Annotated in this window: 15 protein-coding genes and 3 pseudogenes; 11 read left to right on the top strand and 7 right to left on the bottom strand. The window is 69.2% G+C overall.

Annotation, left to right across the window (positions count from 1 at the left end; translation table 11 throughout):
* Positions 1–16: 16 nt before the first annotated feature.
* Positions 17–3,133, top strand: coding sequence for a ThuA domain-containing protein (locus tag ACZ7L9_RS21685; RefSeq protein WP_471417317.1), 3,117 nt, complete (start codon positions 17–19; stop codon positions 3,131–3,133).
* A 68-nt stretch (positions 3,134–3,201) separates the two neighbouring features.
* Here ACZ7L9_RS21685 and ACZ7L9_RS21680 read toward each other — a convergent pair whose 3' ends face one another.
* Positions 3,202–4,338, bottom strand: a complete 1,137-nt coding sequence (locus tag ACZ7L9_RS21680; RefSeq protein WP_471417113.1) for a phosphotransferase — start codon at positions 4,336–4,338, stop codon at positions 3,202–3,204.
* A gap of 231 nt (positions 4,339–4,569) precedes the next feature.
* Between ACZ7L9_RS21680 and ACZ7L9_RS21675 the strand changes: the two genes are divergently transcribed.
* Positions 4,570–6,069 (top strand): DNA-binding protein NsdB, encoded by a 1,500-nt coding sequence (locus ACZ7L9_RS21675; RefSeq protein ID WP_471417111.1) that lies wholly within the window; start codon positions 4,570–4,572, stop codon positions 6,067–6,069.
* Between the two features lie 142 nt (positions 6,070–6,211).
* Here the strand turns inward: ACZ7L9_RS21675 and ACZ7L9_RS21670 are convergent, their stop codons facing one another.
* The gene (locus ACZ7L9_RS21670; RefSeq protein WP_471417109.1) at positions 6,212–7,672 is read right to left on the bottom strand and encodes a PP2C family protein-serine/threonine phosphatase; all 1,461 of its coding nucleotides are present in this window, start codon (positions 7,670–7,672) and stop codon (positions 6,212–6,214) included.
* Between the two features lie 341 nt (positions 7,673–8,013).
* Between ACZ7L9_RS21670 and rpmG the strand changes: the two genes are divergently transcribed.
* Positions 8,014–8,178, top strand: coding sequence for a 50S ribosomal protein L33 (rpmG, locus tag ACZ7L9_RS21665; RefSeq protein ID WP_389794836.1), 165 nt, complete (start codon positions 8,014–8,016; stop codon positions 8,176–8,178).
* 316 nt (positions 8,179–8,494) lie between these two features.
* Here the strand turns inward: rpmG and ACZ7L9_RS21660 are convergent, their stop codons facing one another.
* Positions 8,495–9,151 carry a YoaK family protein gene (locus ACZ7L9_RS21660; protein WP_471417107.1) on the bottom strand — a complete coding sequence of 219 codons (657 nt, stop codon included), beginning with the start codon at positions 9,149–9,151 and terminating at the stop codon, positions 8,495–8,497.
* Between the two features lie 140 nt (positions 9,152–9,291).
* Between ACZ7L9_RS21660 and ACZ7L9_RS21655 the strand changes: the two genes are divergently transcribed.
* Together ACZ7L9_RS21655 and ACZ7L9_RS21650 are read left to right on the top strand one after the other, a co-directional pair.
* A complete protein-coding gene (locus ACZ7L9_RS21655; protein ID WP_471417105.1) occupies positions 9,292–10,071 on the top strand; it encodes a tyrosine-protein phosphatase in 780 nt (259 codons plus the stop codon).
* Positions 10,072–10,267: 196 nt separating this feature from the next.
* The gene (locus ACZ7L9_RS21650) at positions 10,268–10,783 is read left to right on the top strand and encodes a DinB family protein (protein WP_471417103.1); all 516 of its coding nucleotides are present in this window, start codon (positions 10,268–10,270) and stop codon (positions 10,781–10,783) included.
* 641 nt (positions 10,784–11,424) lie between these two features.
* Here the strand turns inward: ACZ7L9_RS21650 and ACZ7L9_RS21645 are convergent.
* The 3 genes and pseudogenes from ACZ7L9_RS21645 to ACZ7L9_RS21635 all read right to left on the bottom strand — a co-directional run.
* Positions 11,425–12,084, bottom strand: a complete 660-nt coding sequence (locus ACZ7L9_RS21645; protein WP_471417101.1) for a hypothetical protein — start codon at positions 12,082–12,084, stop codon at positions 11,425–11,427.
* Positions 12,085–12,618: 534 nt separating this feature from the next.
* The gene (locus ACZ7L9_RS21640; protein WP_471417315.1) at positions 12,619–12,783 is read right to left on the bottom strand and encodes a hypothetical protein; all 165 of its coding nucleotides are present in this window, start codon (positions 12,781–12,783) and stop codon (positions 12,619–12,621) included.
* Positions 12,784–12,992: 209 nt separating this feature from the next.
* A pseudogene (locus ACZ7L9_RS21635) lies at positions 12,993–13,190 on the bottom strand (IS1182 family transposase); the annotation flags it as partial.
* Positions 13,191–13,682: 492 nt separating this feature from the next.
* Here ACZ7L9_RS21635 and ACZ7L9_RS21630 point away from each other — a divergent pair.
* Together ACZ7L9_RS21630 and ACZ7L9_RS21625 are read left to right on the top strand one after the other, a co-directional pair.
* Positions 13,683–14,112: pseudogene (locus ACZ7L9_RS21630) on the top strand (DoxX family membrane protein).
* A gap of 150 nt (positions 14,113–14,262) precedes the next feature.
* Positions 14,263–15,351, top strand: a pseudogene (locus tag ACZ7L9_RS21625) (cation diffusion facilitator family transporter); the annotation flags it as partial.
* Between the two features lie 837 nt (positions 15,352–16,188).
* Here the strand turns inward: ACZ7L9_RS21625 and ACZ7L9_RS21620 are convergent.
* Positions 16,189–18,375: an NHL repeat-containing protein gene (locus ACZ7L9_RS21620; protein ID WP_471417099.1), complete on the bottom strand. Its 2,187-nt coding sequence runs from the start codon at positions 18,373–18,375 to the stop codon at positions 16,189–16,191.
* Positions 18,376–18,564: 189 nt separating this feature from the next.
* Between ACZ7L9_RS21620 and ACZ7L9_RS21615 the strand changes: the two genes are divergently transcribed.
* From ACZ7L9_RS21615 to ACZ7L9_RS21600, 4 genes are all read left to right on the top strand, one after another.
* Positions 18,565–19,593 (top strand): LacI family DNA-binding transcriptional regulator, encoded by a 1,029-nt coding sequence (locus tag ACZ7L9_RS21615; RefSeq protein ID WP_471417097.1) that lies wholly within the window; start codon positions 18,565–18,567, stop codon positions 19,591–19,593.
* A 30-nt stretch (positions 19,594–19,623) separates the two neighbouring features.
* Positions 19,624–22,668 carry a glycoside hydrolase family 2 TIM barrel-domain containing protein gene (locus tag ACZ7L9_RS21610; protein ID WP_471417095.1) on the top strand — a complete coding sequence of 1,015 codons (3,045 nt, stop codon included), beginning with the start codon at positions 19,624–19,626 and terminating at the stop codon, positions 22,666–22,668.
* A gap of 89 nt (positions 22,669–22,757) precedes the next feature.
* On the top strand, positions 22,758–23,825 hold the full coding sequence (locus ACZ7L9_RS21605) for a LacI family DNA-binding transcriptional regulator (protein ID WP_471417093.1): 1,068 nt from the start codon (positions 22,758–22,760) through the stop codon (positions 23,823–23,825).
* A gap of 793 nt (positions 23,826–24,618) precedes the next feature.
* Positions 24,619–26,391, top strand: a complete 1,773-nt coding sequence (locus ACZ7L9_RS21600) for an alpha-galactosidase (RefSeq protein ID WP_471417091.1) — start codon at positions 24,619–24,621, stop codon at positions 26,389–26,391.

Here is a 26,391-nt window from a genome sequence, read left to right as displayed (position 1 = left end):
CGTGAGCCGCCAACGAATACGCTGTCATGCTCGCGACATACGATATACGTTGATCGCCCTGGTCAGCGCACTGCTCCTCGCGCTGACCGCGCTGCCCGCGACCGCAGCCACCACCGGCAAGGCCCCTGCCTTCCGCGCCCTGCTCTTCACCCGGGCCGTCGGCTATGTGCACGGATCCATCCCCGCCGGCATCCAGATGTTCAAGGAGGAGGCGGCCGCCAACAACTTCGAAGTCGTCGAGACGGCCGATCCCGCGGTCTTCGACACCGCGAAGCTCAAGGAATTCGACGTCGTCGTCATGCTGCAGAACTCGGGCATGGTCTGGGACACCGACGCGCAGCGCGAAGCCATGCAGACGTACGTACGGGGCGGTGGCGGCGTCGTCGCCATCCACAACACCCTCGACATGGGCATCGAGGACACCTTCCCCTGGTGGGACGAGGCCATCAACGGCGGCGTCCACATGCCCGCCCACTCACCCGGAGTCCTTCAGGGCACCGCCAAGGTCGCCGACCGCGTCCACCCCTCCACCGCGGACCTCCCGGAACGCTGGGAGCGCCCCGAGGAGTGGTACAACTTCGACCGGAACCCCCGGGGCGACGTCCACGTCCTGGTCACCGCCGACGAGACCACGTACAACCCCGGCGGCTCCGCCATGGGAGCCGACCATCCCATCTCCTGGTGCCGCAACACCGAGGGCGGCAGGGTCTGGGCGACCGCCATGGGCCACGACACCGCCTCGTACAGCGAAGCCGCCTTCCGTACTCATGTCCTCGGCGGCGTCAAATGGGCCGCGGGCAACAAGCCCGGCGACTGCGGCGGCACCGTTTGGAGCGGCTACGAGAAGGTCACGCTCGACGACAACACCGCCGACCCGATGGAACTCGACGTCGCCGACGACGGCCGCGTCTTCTACATCCAGCGCAACGGCGAAGTGAACATCTACGATCCGGCGTCCCACGCCACCACCACCGCAGGGAAGCTCGACGTCTACACCGGCGGCGAGGACGGCCTGGTCGGCATGGAACTCGACCCCGACTTCAAGAAGAACCACTGGATCTACCTCTACTACGCCCCCGCCGGTGCGACCGAGGACGTCAACCGGCTCTCCCGCTTCACGGTCAAGGGCAATGTCCTGGACCGCAGCAGCGAGAAGAAGCTCATCGACGTCCCCGCCTATCGCGACCGCACCTTCCCCGAGCCCGGACACACCGGTGGCGCCGTCGAGTTCGGCCCCGACCGCACGCTCTACCTCGGCGTCGGCGACGACACCCCGCCCAACCTCGACCCGAACTGGCAGGGTTACGCCCCGCTCGACTGGCGCGAGGGCAAGCAGATGCTGGACGCCGCCCGCACCGCGGGCAACACCAACGACCTGCGCGGCAAGATCCTGCGCATCAAACCGAAGGACAACGGCGGCTACACCATTCCCAAGGGCAACCTCTTCGCCCCGGGAACCGCCAGGACCCGCCCCGAGATCTACGCGATGGGCTTCCGCAACCCGTTCCGCTTCACCGTCGACCCCAAGACCGGGTACGTCCACGCCTCCGACTACGGCCCCGACCGCGGCCTGCCCACCACCGACCGCGGTCCCGAAGGCCTCGTCGAGTACAACGTCATCAAGAAGGCCGGAAACTTCGGCTGGCCGTTCTGCCACGGCAACAACCAGGCCTACGCCCCGTACAACCCCGACACCAAGGAAGTCGGGCCCAAGTTCGACTGTGCCAACCCGGTCAACCCCTCACCCAACAACACCGGCCTGACCGCACTCCCGCCGATCCAGCAGCCGGAGATCTGGTACGGCTACGGGGCGTCGACGGAGTTTCCGGAGGTCGGCAGCGGAGGCTCGGCCCCGATGAGCGGCCCCGTCTACCACTACGACGCGAAGAACCCTTCCACCACGAAGTTCCCCGCCTACTTCGAGGGCGCGAGCTTCTTCTACGAGTGGTCGCGCAACTTCGTCAAGGAAATCCGCTTCGACAAGGACCAGAAAGTCCTCAAGATCAATGATTTCCTCTCCTCCCAGAAGTTCAACAAGCCGATGGACATGACGTTCGGACCCGACGGCTCGCTCTACGTCCTCGAATGGGGCAGTTCCTTCGGCGGCGGCAACAACGACTCCGGGCTCTACCGCATCGACTATGCCCAGGGACAGCGAGCACCGGTCGCCAAGGCCGCCGCCTCCGTCACCGACGGCCCCGTACCGCTGAACGTCGACTTCTCCAGCGCGGGCAGCAACGACCCCGACGGCGACCCGCTCAGCTACGCCTGGGACTTCGACGGCGACGGTACGTACGACTCCACCGACGCGAACCCCACCCACACCTACACGGTCAAGGGCGACTTCACCGCACAGCTCAAGGTCACCGACTCCACCGGCAAGTCCGGCTACGCCAACATCCCCGTCACCGCCGGGAACACCGCACCCAAGGTGACCATCGACTTCCCGGTCAACGGCAAACTCATCGAGTTCGGCGACAAGATCCCGTACAAGGTCACGGTCACGGATCCGGAAGACGGCCCGGTCGACTGCGCCAAGGTCACCGTCAACCCGGCGCTGGGACATGACGACCACGAACATCCCACCACCGACATCCCCGGCTGCGAAGGCACCGTGGACACCGGGGACCTCGGCGGCCATCCCGAAGGCGCTGACCTCACCTACGTACTCAACGCCAAATACACCGACAAGGGCGGCGACGGCGTCTCCGCCCTCACCGGCTACGGCCGCGCCGTGCTTCAGCCGAAGCACAAGCAGGCGGAGTACTACGACGCCCAGTCCGGCACCCGGATCGTCGCCCAGGAAGGCGCCGAGAACGGCAAACGGATCGGAGACGTCTCCAACGGCGACTGGGTCGCCTTCGACCCGATGAGCGTCGAAGGCATCGGTACGGTCGGCTACCGTCTGTCCTCACCCTACGGGGTCGGCGCGATCGAACTGCGCGCAGACGCCCCCGACGGCCCGCTGCTCGCCACCACCCCGGTCCCGAACACGGGTGGCTGGGACAACTATCAGGCCACCCCGGCCGTGCCCGTCCGGGAACTGAAGGGAACCCACAAGTTGTACCTCGTCTTCACTTCCCCGCAGAACAACTCGTTCGACGTGGACGCGGTCGACTTCAAGAGTCCCTGACACCATATAGGCGTGCTGCGGGACCGGCGTGTCGGCACCGGACCCGCAGCACGCGCCCCCCAGCGGGGTCAGCGAGTGCCGACCGCGGCACGTACGGCCCGGCGGGCCATCGCGCAGTCGTCGTGCAGCCGACGCAGCAGCAGCCGCTGCTCCTCACTCGACGAGAGCACTCCCGGCCGGTCCTGACCGGTGCCCGCGGGCACCGGCTCCCGCAGGGCCCGCTGGACGGCCGTCTCGTACGTACGGATCTCCCGCGTCAGCACCAGCATCAGGTTCACCAGGAACGCATCCCGCTGTGCGGGCCCCTTGGCCTGGGCCAGCTGGCTGATCTGACGCCGCGCCGCCGGAGCGTCGCCCAGGACCGCCCACAGCGTCGCCAGGTCGTAGCCCGGCAGATACCAGCCCGCGTGCTCCCAGTCCACCAGGACCGGACCCGTGGGCGACAGCAGGATGTTGGAGAGCAGTGCGTCACCGTGACAGAACTGCCCCATGCCCTGACGGCCGCCCGCGTGCGCCAGACCGTGCAGCAGCTTCTGCAGATCGCCCAGATCGCGGTCGGTGAACAGGCCCAGCTCGTGGTACCGGGCGATCCGCGAGGCGTAGTCGAGCGGCGCGTCGAAGAGCCCCGGCACCGGCCGCCAGGCATTGACCCGGCTGATCGCGCCCAGTGCGGCCCGCACGTCGGCCCGGGGCGGGGCCTCCGACGGATGCCGGGTCAGCGCCGCTACCCGGCCGGGCATCCGCTCGATCACCAGCGTGCAGTTCTCCGGGTCGGCCGCGATGAGCCGAGGCACCCGCACCGGCGGGCGGTGCCGGACGAACGCACGATATGCAGCTATTTCGTGACGGAACCGCTCCGACCACGCGGACGAGTGGTCCAGTAAACACTTGGCGACCGCGGTCGCACGTCCGGTGGAGCCGACGAGGAGCACCGAACGGCCGCTGCGGCGCAGCACCTGTACCGGGTTGAACTCCGGGCAGATCCGTTGGACCGAGACGATTGCCATCCGCAGCTGAGCACCCTGCGGCCCGGAGAGGTCCAGCCGCCCGCTTAGCGGCGGACCGCCCAGCCCCGCCGGCCGCCGCGGCCGGACCGTGCCGACTGCCGGGGGAGCGGCGTGCGGAGCGAGGTACGGCCCGCCGCCCGCCCCCAGGGGACGAAGCGGCCGGGGCGGAGCGGTCACGGAGGACGATGCTGTGTACATGGGCGAGACAGATCCCTTCGTGCGCCGACAGGTTGCGAGCACCGCCCCGGCCGGCGGCCGTTCGGCACCCTGGGGAGTACCTAGGGCTGCCGGGCGGGGTGGCGCTTTCCTACCCGACACCGGCGCGCGGGTGGCAGACCATCTGGCGGACCCTGGCGAACCATGGCGAATACTCGCAAGGCACCTGACAGGGGGTTACTGTCAACACAGCCGAGAACCTGGGGGCTTGAAGTGACCGGAGAACCCAACACCCGCCTGTCCGACCTGTTCGGCCTCGCCGGCTGGTCCAAGGGCGAACTCGCGAGAATGGTGAACCGGCAGGCGGCGGCCATGGGCCACCCGCAGCTGGCCACCGACACCTCGCGGGTGAGGCGTTGGATCGACATGGGGGAGTCCCCCCGCGATCCCGTGCCCAAAGTGCTGGCAGCCCTGTTCACCGAGCGGCTCGGTCGTGTCGTGACCATCGAGGACCTCGGGTTCGGCCGGCGCGGGCGTGTGAGGAAACGGCGAGAGGTCGGGACGCAGCACAATCCCGACAGACTGCCGTGGGCGCCCGAACGGACGGCAGCGGTCCTCACCGAATTCACGGGAATGGACCTCATGCTCAACCGACGCGGCTTGGTGAGCGCGGGCGCCGCGCTCGCCGCAGGATCGACCATCACCGGCCCCATGCACGACTGGCTGCACAGCGACCCTGTGCTGGCGGCCGATGCTCCAAGGACCGACGACCCGTTGCACGCCGACCCGGCCGGTTTCGACCGGTACGAGGCCGCGCCCGTCGGCTCGGAGGAGATCGAGGCGCTCGAACGCTCTGTCGAGGTGTTCCGCGCCTGGGATGCCTCCCGGGGCGGCGGCCTGCAGCGCAAGGCCGTGGTGGGCCAACTCAACGAGGTGGGCGGCATGCTCGCCTACCGTCACCCCGAGCATCTGCAGCGTCGCCTCTGGGGCGTCGCCGCCAACCTCGCGGTCCTCGCGGGATGGATGTCCCACGACATCGGCCTCGAACCCACCGCCCAGAAGTACTTCGTCATCGCGGCGCACGCGGCGCGCGAGGGCGGCGACCGTCCGCGCGCGGGCGAGGCGCTCTCCAGGGCGGCCCGTCAGATGGTCCACCTGGGCCGTCCCGACGACGCCCTGGACCTGATGAAGCTTGCCAAGTCGGGTTCCGGGGACATGGTTCTGCCGCGCACCCAGGCGATGCTGCACACCATCGAGGCCTGGGCACAGGCGTCCATGGGCCGCGGCCAGGCGATGCGGCGCACGCTCGGCAAGGCCGAGGAACTCTTCGTCTCGGACAAGAGAGATGTGCCGCCCCCCAGCTGGATGCAGATGTTCGACGAGGCGGATATGCACGGCATGCAGGCCCTGGCGTTCCGTACGCTCGCCGAACACGACCCGTCAGCGGCGAGCGTGGCTCAACGTCATGCCAGGCAGGCTCTGGAGCTGCGGGCCAACGGACGCCAGCGATCCAAGATCTTCGACTACATCTCGCTCGCCTCGGCGTGCTTCATCGCCGACGATCCCGAGCAGGCCGACCGCTATGCACGGCTCGCCCTGGTGTCGATGGGGGAGACCTCCTCACACCGTACCTGGGACCGATTGCGCGAGATGTACCGGCTGACGGGACAGTATGCGGGCTATGCGAAGATCGAGGACCTGCGCGAGGAGATCAAGCTCTCCCTGCCGCAGAGCTCCATCATCAAACAGCGCAGGCGCTCGTCCGAGATCTGACATGAGGGCGCCGCAAAGACGGGGCGCCGGTCAACAACTGCCCTGCCACCGACCGCTGTCGGAGCACCGGTTGTCGGAGCGCCGCATCTGTAGGCGGCTCGTTCTCTTGTGTACCGCGTGCCGCACGCGTGTTCGCTGTGCTCTACGCCCCGATGCGGGCGATCAGCACGCACGCGTCGTTCAGGCGCTCGGTACCGCCGAACTCCGTGACGACCGTCCGTACGCACTCCTGTGCCGTACGGGCCTGCGCGAAGCGCGGTGCGAGAGCGAGCAGGGCGTCCGGGCCCGCACCCCGGTCGCTGTGACGGTTCAGTCCGTCGGTGTGCAGCACCAGCACATCACCGGCCAGCAGGTGCACTTCGTCCTGCTCGTACGCGGCCCTGGAGGCCGCGCCGAGCAGGACCCCGTCCGGTGGCAGCAGCGGGCGCCCTTCGCCGTCGCGGAACAGCAGCGGTGCGGGGTGCCCCGCCTGTGCCCAGGCGAGGATGCCGGTCGAAGGATCGAATCGACAGCACACCGCGCTGCCGAGGGCCGGCTGGGCGGAGGATTCCAGTAGCTGATTGAGGTGCCCCATCAGGGCCGCGGGCTCGATGCCGGCCACCGCCATCCCGCGCAGCGCGCCCAGGAGCATTGCCATGGCCGAGCCGGCCTGGAGGCCGTGGCCGGTCAGATCGCCGACCGTGAGCACGGTCCTGCCGTCCGGCAGTTCCAGCGCGTCGTACCAGTCACCGCCGATCAGGGAACGCGACTCCGACGGAAGACAGTGGGCCGCGATGTCCAGCGCGCCCGCTCCCTTCGATGGCAGCTGCAGCGAGCCCCGCCACGGGGGGAGCACGGCCTCCTGGAGCTCGACCGCCATCCGGTGCTCGGTCCGTGCCATGTACTGCCGGCGCCGTAGCGAATCACGGCTCCGGCGCACCGCTTGCTCGCTACGCCGCAGCTCGCTGACATCGCGCAGGACCGCCCACATGGAGGCGGTGCACCCGTCGGTGTCGAGGAGGGGTTCGCCCATCATGTGGAGCGTACGCATCCGGCCGTCGGCCCGCAGGATGCGAAATTCGCCGTCGATCGGCTTGCCGTCGACCAGACAGCCCGTAACCAGAGAGGTGAGCAGGGGCTGGTCCTCAGGCAGGAGCACGGACGGAAGCTCGTCCAACGAGAGAGGACCCGCATCGCGTGACCTGCCGAAGATCTGGAACAGCTCCTCGGACCAGGTGACTTCGTCGGTCAGTAGATTCCACTCCGCGCTGCCCACCCTGCCGATGAGTGAACCGGACTCCGGCTGGTCGAAGGCCATGTCCGAGAAGTCCCGCGCCGAACTCCCCATGGGCTCATCCGACGCCTCCGACGGAATGCCCTCCTTGAGCTGTCCCAGCTGTGCGCCGAGATCGTCGAGGTGATGGACCGCCAGCTCGTAGAGCGCGCGCTGCCAGCGCATCTGCGGGTCTTCCTCGTCGATCAGCACCGCGTCCCGCCGGACCGCGTCCTGCCGCACGGCATCCACATCGCCACGCAGCCGACGAGTCCGGTTGATCAGGGCATCGACGGCATCGCGTTCGGGTGGCTGAGGGGCGGGGCGGTCCGCAGACAGATGGGACGGCATCTCGTACTCCGATACAGGCGCGGCACGACCAGGTCTGAAAGGTGGGCCGTAGACGACTGTTGCACAGGCTGCGGGGGGCCGTAAGGGATTTGGCAACACTCGATACGTTATTGCTTCTGGCATATGCCACAGGCTGCGGAGGGCACTCGCCCGTCGAACGGCCTTGCCATCGACGGACGTTGACGCAAGTCACCCGGCGTGTGCGAACGGCTACGCGCCCGCGCGCGCCGTACCGGGCGGGCGGGAATGTGGCGGGCCTCCCTCGCGTTACAGATCCAGAACGAAAACGATACCCATTCCTATAAGGGGTATGGGGTCGGAGAAGGAGTCTGGAGGCATCCATGGCCCGCAGTGAGACCCGCCCCGTCGTGACGCTCCGGTCGACGGCCGGAACGGGGCAGAGCTATGTGACGCGCAAGAGTCGTCGGAACGACCCCGACCGGCTGGTCCTGCGCAAGTTCGACGCCGTCGCGGGGCGGCACGTCCTCTTTCGCGAGGAACGCTGAGCCCAGTCGCCGCTACGAGGGTCGGGCGGCCTCGGTCCGGACGCTGGTCCGAACCGCTGGAAGACCGCATTCCGTGCCGTGAGTCACAGTGCGGGGTGCGGCTGCAGGGAATGGGACGCAATGGTTTATTGTTCACCTATGTGTGGATGTCGCGCACCGCGCCCACACTCAGGCCGCCCCGGCTGGATTCCCCCGATCCGGCCGGGGCTTCCCGTTGCTCTCTGTGCGGCGGCGGTTCCTGTCCGGGAGCCTCTGCGCGTCGCGGCGCCTGCGCCCTGTGGTCCGTACCGGTCAAGGATTCCCGGGTCGGATGCGGTCAGCCCTGGTGCAGACGCCTGGGCACAGTCTCGGCCAGCAGCGCACCGACCGCCGGAACCACGGCCACCATGGCAGCGACGCCCGGCCAGAGCCGTACCGCCAGCGCGGTCACGGACGCGCCTGCCACGACCGCGATCAGCCGGCCGGCCACCCAGACGTCCCCCTGGTTCCACGATCGGAGCGTCGCGCGGCCGACGAGAGACGTCAGAGTGCCGGTGAAGTAGTTGGTGGGCGTGGCGAGGACGCGGCCCTGGATCCCCATGGCCGCGGAAATGAGCACCAGCAGCCCCAGCCGGTCCCCGTCCGAGGTGATCAGATCCAGCGCCCACAGCGCAGCCGCCGCCGCGAGCAGCACCACCTCGATCAGCAGCATCACCGGCAGCGGCCACCGCAACCGTTCGCTCATCAGCGCACCGCATACGACACCGGCGCCGTACGAAACGAGCGCGGTGATCACACGCAGGGCCACCGCGTGCTCCCCGACACCGGCTGCGGAAGCGCCCAGCAGCACCAGATTCCCGGTCATCACCCCGGCGAAGACCTGACCGACACAGATGAAGGCGAACGCGTCGGCCGCACCGGAAGCAGCCGACAGAAGCAGCAGGGACCATGCGTCCCGTGGATCGCGCCCGGCGGGGAGAGCAGGAGTAGACACGCCTGCATTCTCGGCTCAGTCCCGCCGAAGGTGCCGACTCGTGGCCGGCCCGGCGCGGCGAGCGGCGCGGGCGGGCGCAGCCGGGCACCGGCAGGGCGCCGGGCCGGCTGCGAGTCGGTGCTGTCTTAAGGTTCTGCACCATGAGCAGACACATAGTGTTCGATCGACTGCACAACTTCCGTGATGTGGGCGGATATCGAGGTGAAGACGGCCGCCCGGTCCGCTGGGGGCGGCTCTACCGATCCGACTCTCTGGGCAAGCTCCGCGGAGAGGACTGGGACCGCTTCCTGACCCTCGGTGTCCGTACGGTCATCGACCTGCGCTACGACTGGGAGATCGCGGCCAAGGGCCGAGTGCCCGACGCCCCGGGACTGCGTTACCACCACCTCAGCATCGAGCACCGGCCCTACGACCAGGCGGCACTCGGCCCGGACGTGGAGACCGGACGCTTCCTGGCCGACCGCTACGCGGAGGTGGCACACGACGGAGTCGCCGAACTCCGCCGCGCCCTGGACGTGCTCGCGGCCGAGGACAGCGGGCCCGCCGTCTTCCACTGCGCATCGGGCAAGGACCGCACCGGGCTGCTCGCTGCACTCGTCCTGTCCCTGCTCGGTGTGGCCGAGGACGACATCGTGGCCGACTTCACCCTCACTGAACTCGCCAGTGAACGGCTCCTGGCCGACTGGCGGGCGGACCACGCCGGTCAGGAACCGGTCTGGCCCGGGTACGGCCGGGCGCCCGCGGACATCATGCGACTCTTTCTGGCGGATCTCACCGCGACCCACGGCTCCGTCCGCGCGTACGCGGCCGAACTCCTGGGTGTCGACGAGGAATTGCTGGCTGCTCTGCGCGAGAACCTCCTCGAACCCGCAGGCGAAGACCGAACGGCCGGGCGTTTCGCGGCTGCAGGAAGTGCCTGAAAGCGGGCGCGCGCTGGTCACGCCGGCGCGGGGGCGCCCGTTCGCGCGCCCGGCGCGGGTGGCCGCACCTCGGCCCCGGCCCAGCGTGGGGCGACGTCGCGAATGCGGACGACCTGCGATCAATCACCGACGAGAGGCTGGTTGTCCGAGCGAAAAACCCTGTCCCTGCCAGGCGGGCACGGGGCAAGATCGAGGGATGACATGGACAGCACCCGATATTGAGCGCAGGCCCGGTTCGCTCGTGGCCGGTGAGCGCGAGATGCTCACCGGCTACCTCGCCTGGTTCCGCGGCAGCCTGTTGCACAAGTGCGCCGGCCTGACCGGGAAGCAACTCGCCGAGCAGACGGTTTCGCCGTCGAACCTCACACTCCTCGGACTGATCCGCCATATGGCCAAGGTCGAACGCGTCTGGTTCCGGCAGCGGTTCGCCGGTCAGATGCTCGACCCGATGTACGACCCCGAGAAGGGCAAGGACGCGGACTTCGAGGACGTGGACCCGTCCCGGGCGGCCGAGGACTACGCGCGCCTGGTCGAAGAATGTCGGCTGGCGGACGAGATCGTCGCGGATGCCTCGATGGACGACACCTTCACCCATGCCGGCGAGGTGTACTCGCTACGCATGGTCCACGTCCACATGATCGCGGAGTACGCCCGCCACAGCGGCCACGCCGACCTGTTGCGGGAGCGTACAGACGGTGTCACGGGCTCGTGAAGCGTCACTGAGAACGGCTCGGCCCGCGGACCCGCTCGCCCGCCGCGGGGCGCGGGGCGCGTTGTGTTCGACGACCGTGCGCGCAACCCGGGTTCCACCGTCACCGACCAGGTGAACTCCGGCGGCCTGACGGGCAAGCAGAAGGACCTCGCGGGTGTGGAACATCGCGGACACCGCCAACGCGTTCTGCGCCTGAATCGATGTGACTCACCGGCGCACCGTCGAACGGTGAGCAAGACACCGACAGGCGGAACCGGCCCTCGGATCCGGGGGCCGGTCACTTACGCCGAACGCGCCGTCGACATCGCCCGTCTCTGCCCGGGCGAAGCCGACATGCGGAGCAACCGCGGAAGCCGCCTGTTCGAGACGGCCGACCACCATCCCGTCATCACCATCGCATCTCGGTCATCCAGGTGTTGGTCGCCGAGGCGCAGGCATGGAAGGGGGGGAGGGGGGAGCGGCGCGGCCTTCTGGGCGGCCGGGTCGTGGATGGCGTCTGCCGCGCCGGTGCCACGTTGTGCCGGCCGGATGGCCGGGTTTGCCGAACCCGCGGGCCGTGTATGGAGTGTGGGGTGTTCTGGGTGGAACCCCGGCCCGATTCCGGCGGGCCGGGGTTCCACATCAACCGAGTGACTCGATCACTAGTCTCGGTCACCGCCGTCGCGGCCGCCGAAGCGGTGGTCGATCACGCGGAAGCTGCCCACGACGCCGTCCTTGACCCACACGCCGCCCCGGACGTGGCCGGGGAAGACGCCGTCGCTGGAGCTGTGGGGCCCGACGGTGGCGATGGGGGCGCCGTTGTCGCAGGTGGCGCCGCGGAAGACCTCGATGGTCCGGCGGCTGTCGTTGCGGATGTTGAGGCTCTTGGAGCCGAGGCCGCTGACGACGGTGATGCAGCCACCGCGCTCGGCGGTGTAGGTCCGCTCGTTGATGTGGATGCGGCCCTCTTCGTGGCGGCGGCCCTCTTCGCGGCCACGACCCTCTTCGCCGCCGCGACCCTCTTCGCCGCCACGACCCTCCTCCTGGCCACGACCCTCCTCGTTGCCCCTGCCTTCGTTGCCCCTGCCTTCGTTGCCCCTGCCTTCGTTGCCCTCGTTGTTGCCCTTGCCGGCGTCGCCGCCGAGGGCCGTGACGGGGGCGGGGGCCTGCTGGACGGCGGGGGCGGCGGGGGCGGCCTGCTGGACGACGGGGGCGGCGTGGGCCGGCTCGGAGGTGGCGGCCGACGCGTAGGTGATGCCGGTGGCGGCCAGGGCCGCAGCGGCCGCGACAGCGGCGGTAACAACGGTGGAACGGGTAGCCATGTCACTTCTCCTGTCTCAGAGGGGGCGGCTGAGCAGCCGACCCGTGTTTGAACGTACTGACGGTCCCCATACCTGTCATATCGGGCGTATTGGGTGCCGGTTCCGGAGCGCCGATCGAGGTACACAATGTACGCCATATGCTATTTTCATATTATCGGAGGAAAAGTGAACTAGTCCTGAATTCAGGGGACTTGAGATATCGTTAGCCTGTCCAGGCGACTTGCTGGAGCCCGCTCACTCCGATGACGGCGTGTCATTCATTGACACGACCCACGCAGCAGTCCCACGCCACCACCCCGAACACCCGTCTGCCGCACCCCCGCCCCCGTTCTGGCTGCTCAGACGGGCTGTGCACGGTCATCGCAGAATCCGGCACCGCAGTCGTTGATCACCAGCCCCGCCACCGGACACAGGACATGCCGCGCTTCGGGTTGGGGGCTCTCGGCGGGCTAGTGTGCTACTGCGGTTGAGCCGAAGGCCCGAGGTCGGGGTGCCGGTAAGAACCTGTCACCGATCCTGCTGGCTTATTCGGGATCACGTAGCGAGGTCGAGGTCGAGCTGGGTGAGGTGGCTGGTTCGGGTGCGGTCGAGGGGATGGCCGTTCCACCAGGCGTCGAGGCGGATGAGGTTGAGTGCGACGGCAGAGAAGACGTGTTCGAGGTGGGTCCTGTGTAGGCCTCGGTAGCGGGCGCGTCTGATGCCGGTGACCGCGACGGCCTGGTGGATGGTTCCCTCGATGCCGGCTCGAGTGGCGTACTTGGCTCACCACTGCTCGTCTGCCTGCTGGACCCGGGCGTGGTCGAGGGCTTCTTGCAGCTCACGGGGTTGCAGGGACAGGGTCCGGCCCCCGGTTTGGAGCGGGTGCACAGGTCGCGGACTGGGCAGGGGCGACAGGTCTCCTTGTCGAACTTGACCACGATGGCCTTGGTGCCGCGCTGGCTGGCTGGGCTCCACCAGGTGCTGGTCTTCCCCCGCGGACAGGTGGCCTGGCTGTTGTCCCAGTCGATGGTGAACGCGGTGCGGTCGAACCCTGTGCCGGCGCGGGCCTGCGGTGAGCTGTTGAGCAGGACCGGCGTGATCAGGGCAACGCCGAAGTTCTTCTTCATCCCCACGATCAGCTCCGCGGAGGGGTAGCCGGAGTCGAGGCAGTGCTCGGCGGGCAGCAGGTCGCGGGTGGCGAGCATGTGGTGGATCGGCTCGGTCATCTCCGCGTCGGTCACCGTGGCGTCTGTAGTCGCGATGTTGGTGATGATCCGCGGCGGCGCCTCTTTGCCTGCTGGACACGTCCCGCGATCAGCGACCCCCTCCTGGTCGTCGGCTGTGTCGTCGCAGGTCTCGCTGATGTGGACCTTGTACCCAGCCCACCAGGAGCCTTGCTTGATGTGGTCCGGCAGCCTCCCGCAGCGCAGCGGTACTCAGTGCCTGGCGTGCGCGCACAGGCGCCGCCGTGCGGCCGACCTTGCCGTGTCCCGGGGCGGTCAATCGGCACGGTCCCGGGGTATCGGAGCAGAGAGGGGCCCCATGAAGTTCGTCAATGAGAAACTGCGTGCCCCACCCAAGCCGACGGCCCGTGTACCGGCACAGTCTTCGGTCTCCTCATGGCGGGGCACGGATGCCAAAAACTCTTCGGAATATTTGGTGGTGACGGTCTCGCCGCAACGGGCGAGGGATTCGCCGGTCTCGGCTACCACCCCGGAGTGGTTTGTGCCGCCATCGGCGGCGGCTCCGAGTTCCTCGGGGGCCTCGGCCTGGCCCTGGAACTGTTCACCCCACTGGCATCGGCTGCCCTGATCGGCGTGATGATCAATGCCATGGCGAACCGTCGCCGCGCCACATGGCCTGTGGAATACACCAGGCGGCGTCGAGCTCAACGTGTGTATCGCGGTCGTGGCGCTGGCCATCGCTGCCATCGGTCCCGGCCGACTCGCCCTCGACGGACCTTTTCGCTGAGGGAAGGGCGGCTGGCCAGCAGCCGCCTTCGCCCTGAGTGTCGGCGGCACCAGCGCCGCCATCGCGCTGAGCCTTTGAATTCAGGCAGAGGTGCTGATGCCGATCAGGCTGCGGCGAAAATTGGTCCTGCCGTGACCTTGATGACCGCTGTTGCGAGGGGATCGCACCTGGTCACAGCGCGTATGACGGCTGTAGCTGCAATCGAATTCGTGTGTCACGGTGAGCCGTATGGAGGAGAACCAGCACACTCATCCACACGACCACCGCGATCACGGACACGATCACGGCGACGTCGGACACCAGCATGATCATGGTGTCACCCGTGTGGCGCGTCTGAGGCATCAGCTCGCGCACCTGGTCACGCCGCACAGCCACGAGGCCGCCGACAAGGTCGATGCGGAGATGGAGACATCCCGCGAAGGCATGCGCACGCTATGGATCTCGCTCGTCGTCCTGGGCGTCACCACCGTCGTCCAGGGCGTGATTGTCGCCCTGTCGGGGTCGGTGGCCCTGCTCGGTGACACCATTCACAATGCTGCCGATGGGCTGACCGCCGTCCCGCTGGGCATCGCGTTCCTCCTCGGCCGACGGGCAGCGAACCGCCGCTACACCTACGGCTACGGCCGGGCGGAGGATCTGGCCGGCATCTTCATCGTCGCGACCATCGCGGCGTCCGCGGCCCTGGCCGCCTACGCGGCCGTCGACCGCTTGCTCAACCCCCGCGACGTCACCCACCTGTGGGCCGTCTCCGGTGCCGCGCTCATCGGCTTCATCGGCAACGAGTGGGTGGCCCGCTACCGCATCCGCACCGGGCGTCGTATCGGTTCCGCGGCCTTGGTCGCCGACGGCCTGCATGCCCGGACCGACGGTTTCACCTCGCTGGCCGTCCTGCTGGGCGCGGGCGGCGCCGCACTTGGCTGGCGCGCCGCCGACCCGATCGTGGGCCTGCTCATCGCTCTCGCGATCCTGTTGGTCCTCAAGGACGCCGCCCGTGAGGTGTGCCGGCGTCTGATGGACTCCGTCGACCCCAGGCTTGTCGACGCCGCCCGGACCGGCCTGCGCGGTGTCGACGGCGTACTCGATACAGGCCAGGTGCGGATGCGGTGGATCGGCCACGCACTGCGCGCCGAGGCCGAGGTCGTCGTCGACCCGCATTTGACCGTCGTTGAAGCCCATCGCATCGCCGTCGCCGCCGAGCACGCCCTGATCCATGCCGTGCCCCGGATGACCGCCGCGACCGTACACATCGACCACACCCCCGTCGGGGCCGACCCGCACGCCGCCCTCGAACACCACACCACGCGCCCAGCGCGCTCCCATCCGGCCAGGACAGGCACCCGATCCCTCACCGCCCGACGGTCCTCGGGCACCCAGAACGTACGCAGACCCGGCACGCATCCCCGCTCCTCGAATCCGCTTCAACACGCCGATCCAACAGGGAAGGGGGTCGCGGATCGCCTCGTACAGGCGCTCGTGCTTGCCGCACATCGGGTCGCCGTCGCTGAGAGCGGAGGTGAGCCGGAACAGACGCCGCAGCCGGGAGTCGAGAGGCGTCATCAGATCCTGGAGCAGGGGTTCCCCGAGGCGTCGACGATCTGCTGGTGGAAGTCCGCGTTGAGGGTGACCGCTTGGCGCAGCCGGCCCGCGTCGGACGCCTTGCGGCTGCGTACCAGAAGGCGCTCCATCGTGCGCAACTGGTCCGGCGTGGCATGGCGTGCCGCCAGGCCCGCTGCCAGACCTTCCAGCTTTTCCCGTACGTTGAAGAGATGCTCGGCGTCATGCTTGCCGAACTGTGTCACCACCGAGCCCCGCCGGGCCGCCACGGCTATGAAGCCAGTCGAGCAGGCACCGGTCGGCCCGGTCGCATCGGCGAGACCCTCCGGCAGCCGTGCGCCGCATGCCCGCCCTCCCCGGCCGGGGGTGTCAGGTGCGCGGTGCGCAGGCGGGCCGGCGGAACCTTGCGACGTGTGTCGGTGGTGTGTGCCGCGCCGTCATCCGCGGACAGCGCCTGCCGTGTCCGGGGAAGCCGGATCGGACGGCGGTCGGTCCGTGCGTGCTCAGGCGGTCGGCGAGCCGGACGAACGCCCCGCCCTCGTCCAGGGCGGCGCAGACGCCGTGGACGAGGAGCGCCGGGCCCGGCCATCGGGATGACGCTCAGGGGACCCAACGGTAGAGCAGCACCTTGTTGAAGAGATCGTCCTCGACGTTGACCAGGTACTCCCCGGTGGAGCGCCGGACTGCGGAGATGCCGTAGGGGATGTCGACCCACCCGGTCCGATTGACCCCGCCGACGTTGCTGCCGGGGAGCCAGTTGCCGACGGCGCTTCCGTCACTGGCCCTCCAGACCCAGACCTGGCCGCGGGTCTGGACACCGACCGTGAAGATGTAGTCACCCGCAAAGGCGAGGCTCACCGTCGTCACGGCGGGCGTCGCCGTGGTGTCCCAGGGGAGGAGCATGGTCCAGGTCGCCGTACGGTTGCCGGTGCTCCAACCGTCGTAGCGCGCCAGGACCTTGCCGCACTCCTTCCAGTAGGCGTTGTCGAACGGAGCGGTGGGCGTGTAGCCGGACATATACATGACGTCGCCGTCAACGTCGTAGTGGAGGCGGCGGACGGTGGTGAACGGCGCGGGCAGGGGGATCGTCACCATGCTGGCGTAGTCGTACACCGGGTTGCCCTGGGTGTCGAAGCCCTGCAGGGGATAGCGGCGCAGGTTGCGGTCCCCGCCCTCCCAGACGTCGCCATTGGTGTCGACGAACCAGACCCAGCAGTTGCCCGGCGAGTTGAGGCCGGTGCCGGGCTGGAGGTATTCGCCGGCTTCGAACGCCCCGTTCCCGCTCAGGTCGCGCCATATCCACTGGCCCTGTGCCGGTTGGTAGGGGGGCCACGTGGGGTCGTCGCCGGTCCAGTGCTGTTTGAAGAACGCCCCGGACGGCTTCGCGATCTCGCCCTCGAAGCGGTAGATGAGCAGGTGCGAGCAGTACATGCCGGTGACGTACATGTACAAGGAGCCGTTCTTGCGCAGCAGCATCGGGGACGCCGCGTGGTGCTGGTGGCCGGTCAGGAACAGACGAGCGTCCTGGGGGTACTTGACGGAATCGAGAGAGTAGCCGCGCCAGGCCACATCGCGCCCCGGTGGCTTCGTGACGTCGAGACGGTAATGGCACTGCTTGGTGTAGACGTCCAGCCCGTCGGACTGCGGGTCGAAGTCGGCGGCGTCGACGAAGGCGCTCCCCTGGAGCTGCCAGACCAGGTTTCCCAGGGAGTCGAATTTACGGATCCACGACCCGAACTCGCACATGGCGATGTAGACGTTGCCCGCCGAGTCACCGCCGACACCGGTGATGCCGAAGAACTTGTCGGCGATGTTGCGTCCCGGTGTCCCCGCCCCGATACCGCCGGCGAGGCCCAGGCTTCGCGCCAGCACGGGCGTCCCGGACAGGTTGCCGTACGTGTGCACCTGGCGGAGCGGGCCGTTGTCGCCGACCAGCAGGTCTCCGTGGACGTCGATCGCGAGCGAGGTCGGGATCCAGTCGCCCGCGGGCCCGCTGATGGTTCCCGGTAACGCGGCCCCGGTGTCGGAGAAGTGCAGGATCCGCGCCGGACGCGCGGAATCGACGTGCCAGAAGTGTCCGTCGTTCGTGTCCCGTGTGATGTTCTCGACGACCCAGATGCCACCATCGGCGGCGATCGCGACCGCGCCCGGCTTGTTCACGCTCCAACTCCGCAGGAGCGATCCGGTGGCCGCGTCGAAGACCTTCACCTGGTTGGACACCCGGTCGGTGGCCACCACCTGCGTCGCCGAAGCGGCCGCTGCGGCCGGCGGGCTTCCTACATTGAACGTCAAGGACGTGCCGGTGCCGTTCAGGGTGAAGCGCGTCAGGCCGTTGCCGACGGCGAGGTAGGCATGGGTGCCGTTGACCGCTACCGCGTCGCCATTGGCCCCTCTGCAATTCCCGGTGAGGTGGCCGTCCTTGTAGATACCGGCGTAGTTGCCGGCCTCGTCCCAGAAGCTGACGGTGTAGACCGTGCCATCGGCGGCGACGGCGATGTTGAAGATGAAGTCCTGCACCCACTCGGTGGCACCGGAGAACGTGTTCCCGGTCCAGGAGGTGACGACTTCGGACGTGCTGACGTACGGGGAGGCGCCGGGCGCTGGTGCGGCAAGGCTACCTGACGCAACGTCAGGTGCCGCCGTCGCAATGACGGCGCTCTCCATGGAGAACGCGCCGGCCAGTCCTGCGGCGATCGCGGCGTTCCTGCCGTAGGCCAGCGCCTGGCGACGAGTCACCGCACCCTTGCCGGGTGAGGGGAGGTTACGTTCCGGCGTCCTGTCGCTCATGATCAGGATCCTTTGCTCGGCGAGCATGTTCCGGTCGGTCGGACAGCAAGTGACCGTTCACTTGACGTCGTTGAAGATAGAGTCGCTCAAGTAGTGAGTCAATCCATGTGAGTCGGCTTCCACTGGGTGACTGGGAGCCCTATGATCCGATGTGCTTCAAGTGAACGGTCATTGGTTAGGGGTCCTTGAGTGTCCGATCGGCCGACTTTGCGCACCGTCGCGGCCAAGGCGGGTGTCTCGCACCAGACGGTCTCCCGGGTCGTGAACGGCGACCCCACGGTCACCGACGGCGTTCGGGGCAAGGTGCTTTCCGCCATGCGTGTGCTCGACTACCGCCCGAGCGCGGGCGCTCGCGCCCTCGCGAGCGGGCGCACCGAGGTCGTCGGTGTCGTCCTCCCGCACAACCCCGGCTTCGCGTTCTCCAACGACCACCTGATCCGCCTGGTCGGCGGAGCGGACCAGGAACTCGCCGCCCGCGGCTACGGTTTGTTGCTGTCCACCCGCGAGGTGCCCGACGACGCGGCCTCGGCCCACCGGCGCTTCACCCGGCGCCGTCAGGTCGACGGGCTGCTCGTGGAGGCCGGGGCGGGCGGGGATGCGCTGCCCGCGCTGCTGTCGGCCGGCTATCCCACCGTCGTCATCGGCTACACCGACGAAGATCTCTACCGCGTCCACCCCGACGACGAGGGCGGCGCCTACGCCGTCACCCAGCACCTGCTCGCCCTGGGACACCACCGGATCGGCGTCGTCAACGGCCCGGTGGAGAACCGGCTCGCCATGGCCGCCCGGCTGCGGGGCCTGCGTCGCGCCTTCGCCGACGTCCGTCGTACGACCCCCGACGACCTGGTGGAACACGGCGACTTCACCGCCGCGTCCGGCTACGCCGCGGCCGGACGGCTGATGACGCGACCCGAGCCGCCCACCGCGATCTTCGCCTTCAGCGACAGCATGGCGTTCGGCGCGATGCGCTGGCTGCGCGAGCACGGACGAGCCCTGCCTACGGACGTGTCCGTGGCGGGCTTCGACGACACCACGGCCGCGGAACTCGTCGACCCCGCGCTGACCAGCGTCAGCCTGCACAGCGCCGACGTGGGCCGACGGGCCGCGAGGATCCTGCTCGACGTCCTGGACGGACGGCCCCCGGTGCAACGCGAGCACGTCACGCCCAGCACTCTCAAAGTCCGCGCGTCGACGGCGCCGCCCCCCATGCCGAACTGATCCGAACGCAGGGAAAGGACAGCCGAACCGATGGACCACACGCAGCTCTGCCGCACCGCGAACGCGTACGTCGAGGACGTGTCACCCGGCAACGGCCGGGCACGGCCCCGGGCGTCGTTCCGCTCCGATGCACCGGTGATCGAACTGGACGGCTCCTGGAGCTTCCGGCCGGCCGCCGGGCTGCACGACCTGACCCCGGGATTCGAGGACCCCGCGTTCGTCGCGGACGCCTGGACCCGCATCGCGGTGCCCTCCTGCTGGCAGATGGACGGCCTGCCAGGGCCCACCCGGTTCGGCGCTCCCGCCTACACGAACATCACGTATCCGATCCCGGTCGATCCGCCCCGGGTGCCCGACGACAACCCGACGGGGGAGTACCGCCAGGAGTTCGAGGCCGCAGCGGGATTTGCCGACGGGGGAGTGGCGGTCCTCAGGTTCGAGGGTGTGGACTCGTGCTTCGCGGTCTGGCTGAACGGGGTGCGGCTGGGCGACGGCAAGGGCAGCCGGCTGCCGACGGAGTTCGACGTCACGGACGTGCTGTGCCCCGGACGCAATGTGCTGGCGGTCCGGGTGCACCAGTGGTCCGCCGGAACCTACCTGGAAGACCAGGACATGTGGTGGCTGTCGGGGATCTTCCGCTCGGTGCGGCTGCTGGCCCGGCCCGCCGGGGGCATCGCCGACTTCTTCGTCCACGCCGACTACGACCACCGCACGGGTCTGGGCACACTGCGTGTCGACGTCGAGGGCGAGGCACGGCTCACCGTCCCGGAACTCGGGCTCGTCGACGCCGAGCCGGCCGGACCGCACGCCGTGGTCGGCGTCACGCCCTGGAGCGACGAAGAACCGCGCATCTACCGGGGTGAGTTGAAGACGGCGACGGAACGGGTGCCGATCCGGATCGGCTTCCGGCGGATCGCGGTCGAGGACGGTGTGCTGACCGCCAACGGCAAACCTCTGCTGTTCCGCGGCGTCAACCGGCACGAATGGCATCCGGTCACCGGACGGACACTGGCGTACGAAACGATGCTCGCCGACGTGCTGCTGATGAAACGGCATCACATCAACGCCGTCAGAACGAGCCACTACCCGCCGGATGCGGCCTTTCTCGACCTGTGCGACGAGTACGGGCTCTGGGTGATCGACGAATGCGACCTGGAGACGCACGGCTTCTCGAAGAACGCCTGGCGGGGCAACCCCGGTGCCGACCCGGCCTGGCGGGCGGCGCTGCTCGACCGGGCCGAGCGGATGGTGGAACGGGACAAGAACCATCCCAGCGTCGTGATCTGGTCGCTGGGCAACGAGTCGGGCACCGGGGCGAACCTGGAGGCCATGGCCGCATGGATCCGCGACCGGGACCCGGACCGCCTCATCCACTACGAGGGCGACTGGGACAACTGCGTGTGCACCGACCTCTATTCGGTGATGTACCCCGACCACTCCACGGTGGCGGCGATCGCCTGCGGGCAGGAACCGCTGACCGGCGACCCCGTGAACGACGCGCGGCGGCGCGCCATGCCCTTGCTGCTGTGCGAGTACGGGCACGCCATGGGCAACGGGCCCGGCGGACTGCGCGAGTACCAGGAGCTGTTCGAGGCACATCCGCGACTGGCCGGAGGCTTCGTCTGGGAGTGGATCGACCACGGCATCGCACGGCGAGATGCCGACGGAACCCTGTATCACGCCTACGGTGGGGACTTCGGGGAGCCGGTCCACGACGGGAACTTCGTCATCGACGGGCTGCTGTTCCCGGACCGCACCCCCTCGCCCGGACTGCTGGAGTACGCGAAGGTCATCGAGCCGGTCAGGATCGAGGCCGCGCCGGGCCGGGGCATCGTGGTCCGTAACCTCCACCACACACGTGACACCGGGTATCTCAGGTGGACTTGGCGCCTGGAGGCGGACGGTGTCCCCGTGGCCGAGGGCGAGTGGGACGTACCGGTGATCGGGCCCGGCGCGCAGGGCCCTGTCGACTGGCCCGACTCCCTGGCCAAGGCCGTCGACACGGCCGGGCCAGGAGAACACTGGCTGACCGTGAACGCCGAACTCGCCGCGAACGAACCCTGGGCCGACGCGGGCCACACCGTCGCCTGGACCCAGATCGGTCCGGGCGCCGACCGCGCGTCGCAGGCCGTTCCGCCGTTCGCCCCACCGGCACGCGGAGACGGCGGCCGGGGCGCGGTACCGCACCGCGACGGTGACACGATCACCCTGGGCGCCGCCCGGTTCGACGCGATCACCGGAACCCTGGTCCGCCTCGGCGAACTGCCCGTGTGCGGGCCCCGGGTCGACGTGTGGCGGGCGCCGATCGACAACGATCGGTTCTCACCGCTGGGCGCGGCGTGGCAGCAGGCCGGACTGGACCGCCTCCGGCACAAGGTCCTGCAGGTCGAGACCGACGACGACGGGATCACCGTACGGACCAGGATCTCCCCGGCGGGCTCGGACCTCGGCCTGCTCGTCGACTACCACTGGAGTGCCGAGGACGGGAACCGGCTTGTGCTGACCGTCGACACCGCACCGACGCAGCCGTGGCCCGTCCCGCTGCCCAGGCTCGGCGTCGCGATGACCCTGCCGGGCGAGTTCGACCAGGTCACCTGGTTCGGCCTCGGACCCGGTGAGGCATACCGGGACAGCGACTCCGCGGTGCGGCTCGGACGGTACGAGAGCACCGTCGAAGCCATGCAGACCCGGTACGTGCGCCCGCAGGAGAACGGTAACCGGAGACACCTCCGGTGGGCCCGCCTCACCCGCTCCCGTTCCGGCGGGTACGGCACTGGCGGCACCCCTCCAGGTCCCGCCGGGTACGGCACCGGCGGCATCGAGATCACCGGCAGCCCGTGGTTCGACCTGACCGTGAAACCCTGGTCCGCACAGGCGTTGCAGAGCGCGGCCCACACCGCCGGCCTGGAGCCCGACGGTCTCCTCCACCTCAACATCGACCTCGAACACCACGGCCTCGGCAGCGGCGCATGCGGGCCTTCCGTCCAGCCACGGCATCATCTGGCCGCGGTTCCGGCCCGCTTCGCGCTCGGGATCAGGCCCATCGAAGCGGAGGCCGACGATGGCGTAGGGTGATCCGCGGGACCTCGGCGGCTGTGTGGTTGCTCAGCGAGACAACGTTGGCACCCTCACAGCGCCATGTCGCCGAGAGGAGCGTTCCGTCCATGAGCACACCGGGTCCGAGCACGACCGGACCGCGGCGTCCGACGATGGTCGACGTCGCACGCGAGGCAGGCGTCAGCCTCAAGACCGTCTCGCGCGTGGTCAACGGTGTGTCCACCGTCGACCCGGAGCTGGCCGAGCGCGTGCTGGCCGCGGTGACCCGGCTGGGATTCCGACGCAACAACAAGGCCCGGGACCTGCGTTCGCGCAGTACGTCGGCGACGGTGGGACTGCTCATCGAGGACCTGGCCAACCCGTTCTACGCGGGCATCGCCGCCGCCGCGGCGCAGTGCGCCCTGGAGCACGACACGCTGCTGATCACGGCCAGTTCGGAGGAGGACGCCGACCGCGAGCGCAAGCTCCTGCTGCAGATGTGCGAGCACCGGGTCGACGGACTGCTGGTCGTGCCCGCCGGCAGCACCGCCGACCATGTCTACCTGCGCGCCGAAATAGAGATGGGCACCCCGGCCGTCTTCCTCGACCGCCCGCCCACCAACCTGCGCGCCGACACCGTGCTCATCGACAACGCGGCGGGCGCGCGGGGCGCGATCGAGCACCTGGTGGCCCGCGGTCATGAGCGGATCGGCGTGCTGTCGGACTGGCTGAGCATCCATCCCATGGCCGAGCGGCTGTCGGCCGCCGAGAGTGCGCTGGAGGGGGCCGCGCTGCCGTACCGGCCCGACCTGATCCGGTACGGCCTGCACACGCTGCGCGACACCGAGGCCGCGGTCGAGCGGATGCTGTCGGCGCCTCAGCCGCCCACTGCGCTCTTCGCCCTCAACAACCGGATCACCCTCGGCGCACTCGGCGCGTTGAACCGGCTGGGGCAGGACCTGGACGTGGTCGGCTTCGACGACTTCGAGACCGCCGGTCTGATGGCGCGCCCGCTGACCGTCGTCTCCTACGACGTGCGCGCCATCGGCAGGATCGGCGCCGAACTGCTGTTCAAGCGCATCGCGGGGGACACGTCGCGCCCCAAGACGGTCGTCATTCCCACGACCCTTGTCGAGCGCCGCACGTCCGGCGCCGCGGCGGCGGACCTCCCCGTCACACCGGACGCCGCCCGCTAGTGCCGTGACCGGCAATGTTTGCCCCGTAAGGAGCGTCGTCCGGTGCGTGCGATCGCAAGGCGGCCGGAAGTCCTTGTAGCGGAGCTACCAGGGCTTTTGGCCAACGCGGCGAGCGTGCGTGCTGGGTGGCGCGACGGGGCAAAGCTTGCCGGGAGGGGCACTAGCTAGGTCCTGTCCTGTCGATCCTCGTGGATCGGCCCGGGGCGTTGGGTGCGGTGCATCGCAAGGCGGAGGATCGTCCTCGTACTGGACGTACTCGGGCGACTCCGACAACCCGGCGAGGTGCGGTGCCAGGCGTTCCGGGCCCGCGAAGACCGGCAGGACAGGACCTAGGCCCGTCCGGCAGAGCGCGTCGCGCCCGGCGGGAACGGAAAGCACCGGACACAGTTCAGGCGTGACTTCCGTTTCTCCAGGCCCTGTTGGGCAAGGTGAGGCGTCCGGGAAGCACCTGTGCGCCGTCTGCGCGACCCCCTGGGCAACCGGCCGTCGACAGTCGCGCTGACCCCCTAGGCAACGTTGTCTCAACTGGCTATGGTTCAGAACCGGCCCAGGGAGGGCGACGGCTACGGCTTTGCGCCGGTACAGCTCGCGTCGCACTGGCCGACGGCCACCAGTTCATCGCCATCGGCTACCTGACCAGGGATGATCGTCCCGTAAATCGACGGGAAAACTGCTGATGCAGGGCCGGCACCTTCAGACCGATGGAGGTGTCTCGAGCGAGCGTGCTCCATCTCTAGGCAACGTTGTCTCAGCTGGCTGTGTTTCAGGGGCCGGACCTCGGAGGGAATCGAAGATGGTCGACACCATGGATCTGGCGCAGTTGTGGGCCGACCACGACGCGCTCCACGTGCATGGCGCCGAGGTCGCTCTGCTGACCGAAGGGCCGCGTCCCGAGGTGGAGCACGACGAGGACGGCTCGGTGATTCACCTTCAGGCCGGCCCCGCGGGGCCGACGTTGCTACGTCTGGCCGTTCCGATCGGCGATGCCGTCGGCTACTGGCATCCGGCGGCGGGCTGGGACCGGCACCTGGTCGCGGACTGGGCGAGTGGCTGGCGAATCGTCGGCCTCGTCGACTCGGCGCCGCTGGGCTGCCTGTACGACGCGGCCGGCGCGGCGCTGCTGGCGTTGGCGTCCGACCGGGTCACGGCGACGACCAGGATCCGGTTCGGCGTCGCGGAGGCCACGGCCCGCTTCGGGGTCTGGCTGGCCATGGACCTGCGTCCGGGAGAAAGCTGCCGCGTACACGTCCAGACTCCGGGACGGTCCTTCGCCGACACGACGCGGGCCCTGACACGCCGGCTCCACGACGGCGACGCACTGCCCACGCCCGACGCGGCCCGCACCCCGGCCTATTCGACCTGGTACTCGCTGCACCGGGACGTGGACGCAGCGCACGTCGAGGCTGAGGCGGCGCGCGCGGCCCAGGCCGGTTGCGGGGTCCTGCTGCTGGACGACGGCTGGCAGCAACGAGCCCAGGGACCCGGCTACTCCGGCAGCGGCGACTGGACGCCGGATCCGGCGAAATTCCCCGACTTCGCCGCGCACGTCAAGACCGTTCAGGGCCTCGGACTGCGCTACCTGACCTGGATCGCCCCGCTGTTGCTCGGCGAAAATACTCTGGCACACGAGGAGTTGAGGGAGTTCGCCCCGCATGCCGTACCGCGTCTTTCGTGCCGTGTCCTCGACCCGCGCCACGAGGAGGTCCGGCGGTTCGTCACCGAGGCCTGCGTGGACCTCGTGCGCCGCTACGGCCTGGACGGACTGAAGATCGACTTCCTGGACTTCGCGATGGTCTACGCCCAGGAGGAGGGCGGCCGGGCCGGGACCGACGTCGGCGTCGCGATGCGGCTGCTGCTGACCGAGCTGCGCGAGAGGCTGCGCGAACTGCGCGGCGACGAACTGCTCGTCGAACTCCGGCAGCCCTACACCGGTCCGGGCATGGCCGGCTTCGGCAACCTCCTGCGCGCCGAGGACTGCCCGGCCGACGCGACCGCCAACCGGGTGCGGACGCTGGACATCGCCGCCACCACGTCCGGATCCGTCCACTCGGACATGCTCATGTGGGACTCCGGGGCGACGGCGGAGACGGCGGCCAGGCAGCTCCACTCGGCCCTGTACGCGACCCCGCAGATCTCCGTGCCACTGACCGGGCAGTCCGCCGAGCACCGCGCGATGACGGCCTTCTGGCTCGGGTTCTGGCGGGACCACCGCGACGTTCTCACCCGCGGCGAGATCCGCGCGGGACGGCCCGACCAGCTCTACGAGACGGTGATCGCGAGCGCCGGGAAGCGAACCGTGATCACCTACTACGCCGAACACCGTGTCGCCCCGCTGCGCCTCGAAGCCTTCACCGAGACCGCCCTCGTCAACTCCACCGCCGCCGCGCACGTGGCCCTGGACGTCGACGGCCGTGCCGTGGAGGTCCGGCTGGACGCGGCGGACGCCTGTGGCCGGCCCGCCGGCTCGTCCGTCCGGACCCTGGGCCCCGGCCTGCACTCGATCCCCGTTCCCCCCTCCGGCCTGTGTGTGCTCAGGCCGGTGTCACCCGCGGATTGCCCGCGCTGA

The organism is Streptomyces sp. NPDC111516 (assembly GCF_055635345.1).
The sequence above is the reverse complement of the archived record's forward strand: the minus strand, read 5'-3'. Positions and strand labels throughout refer to the sequence as shown.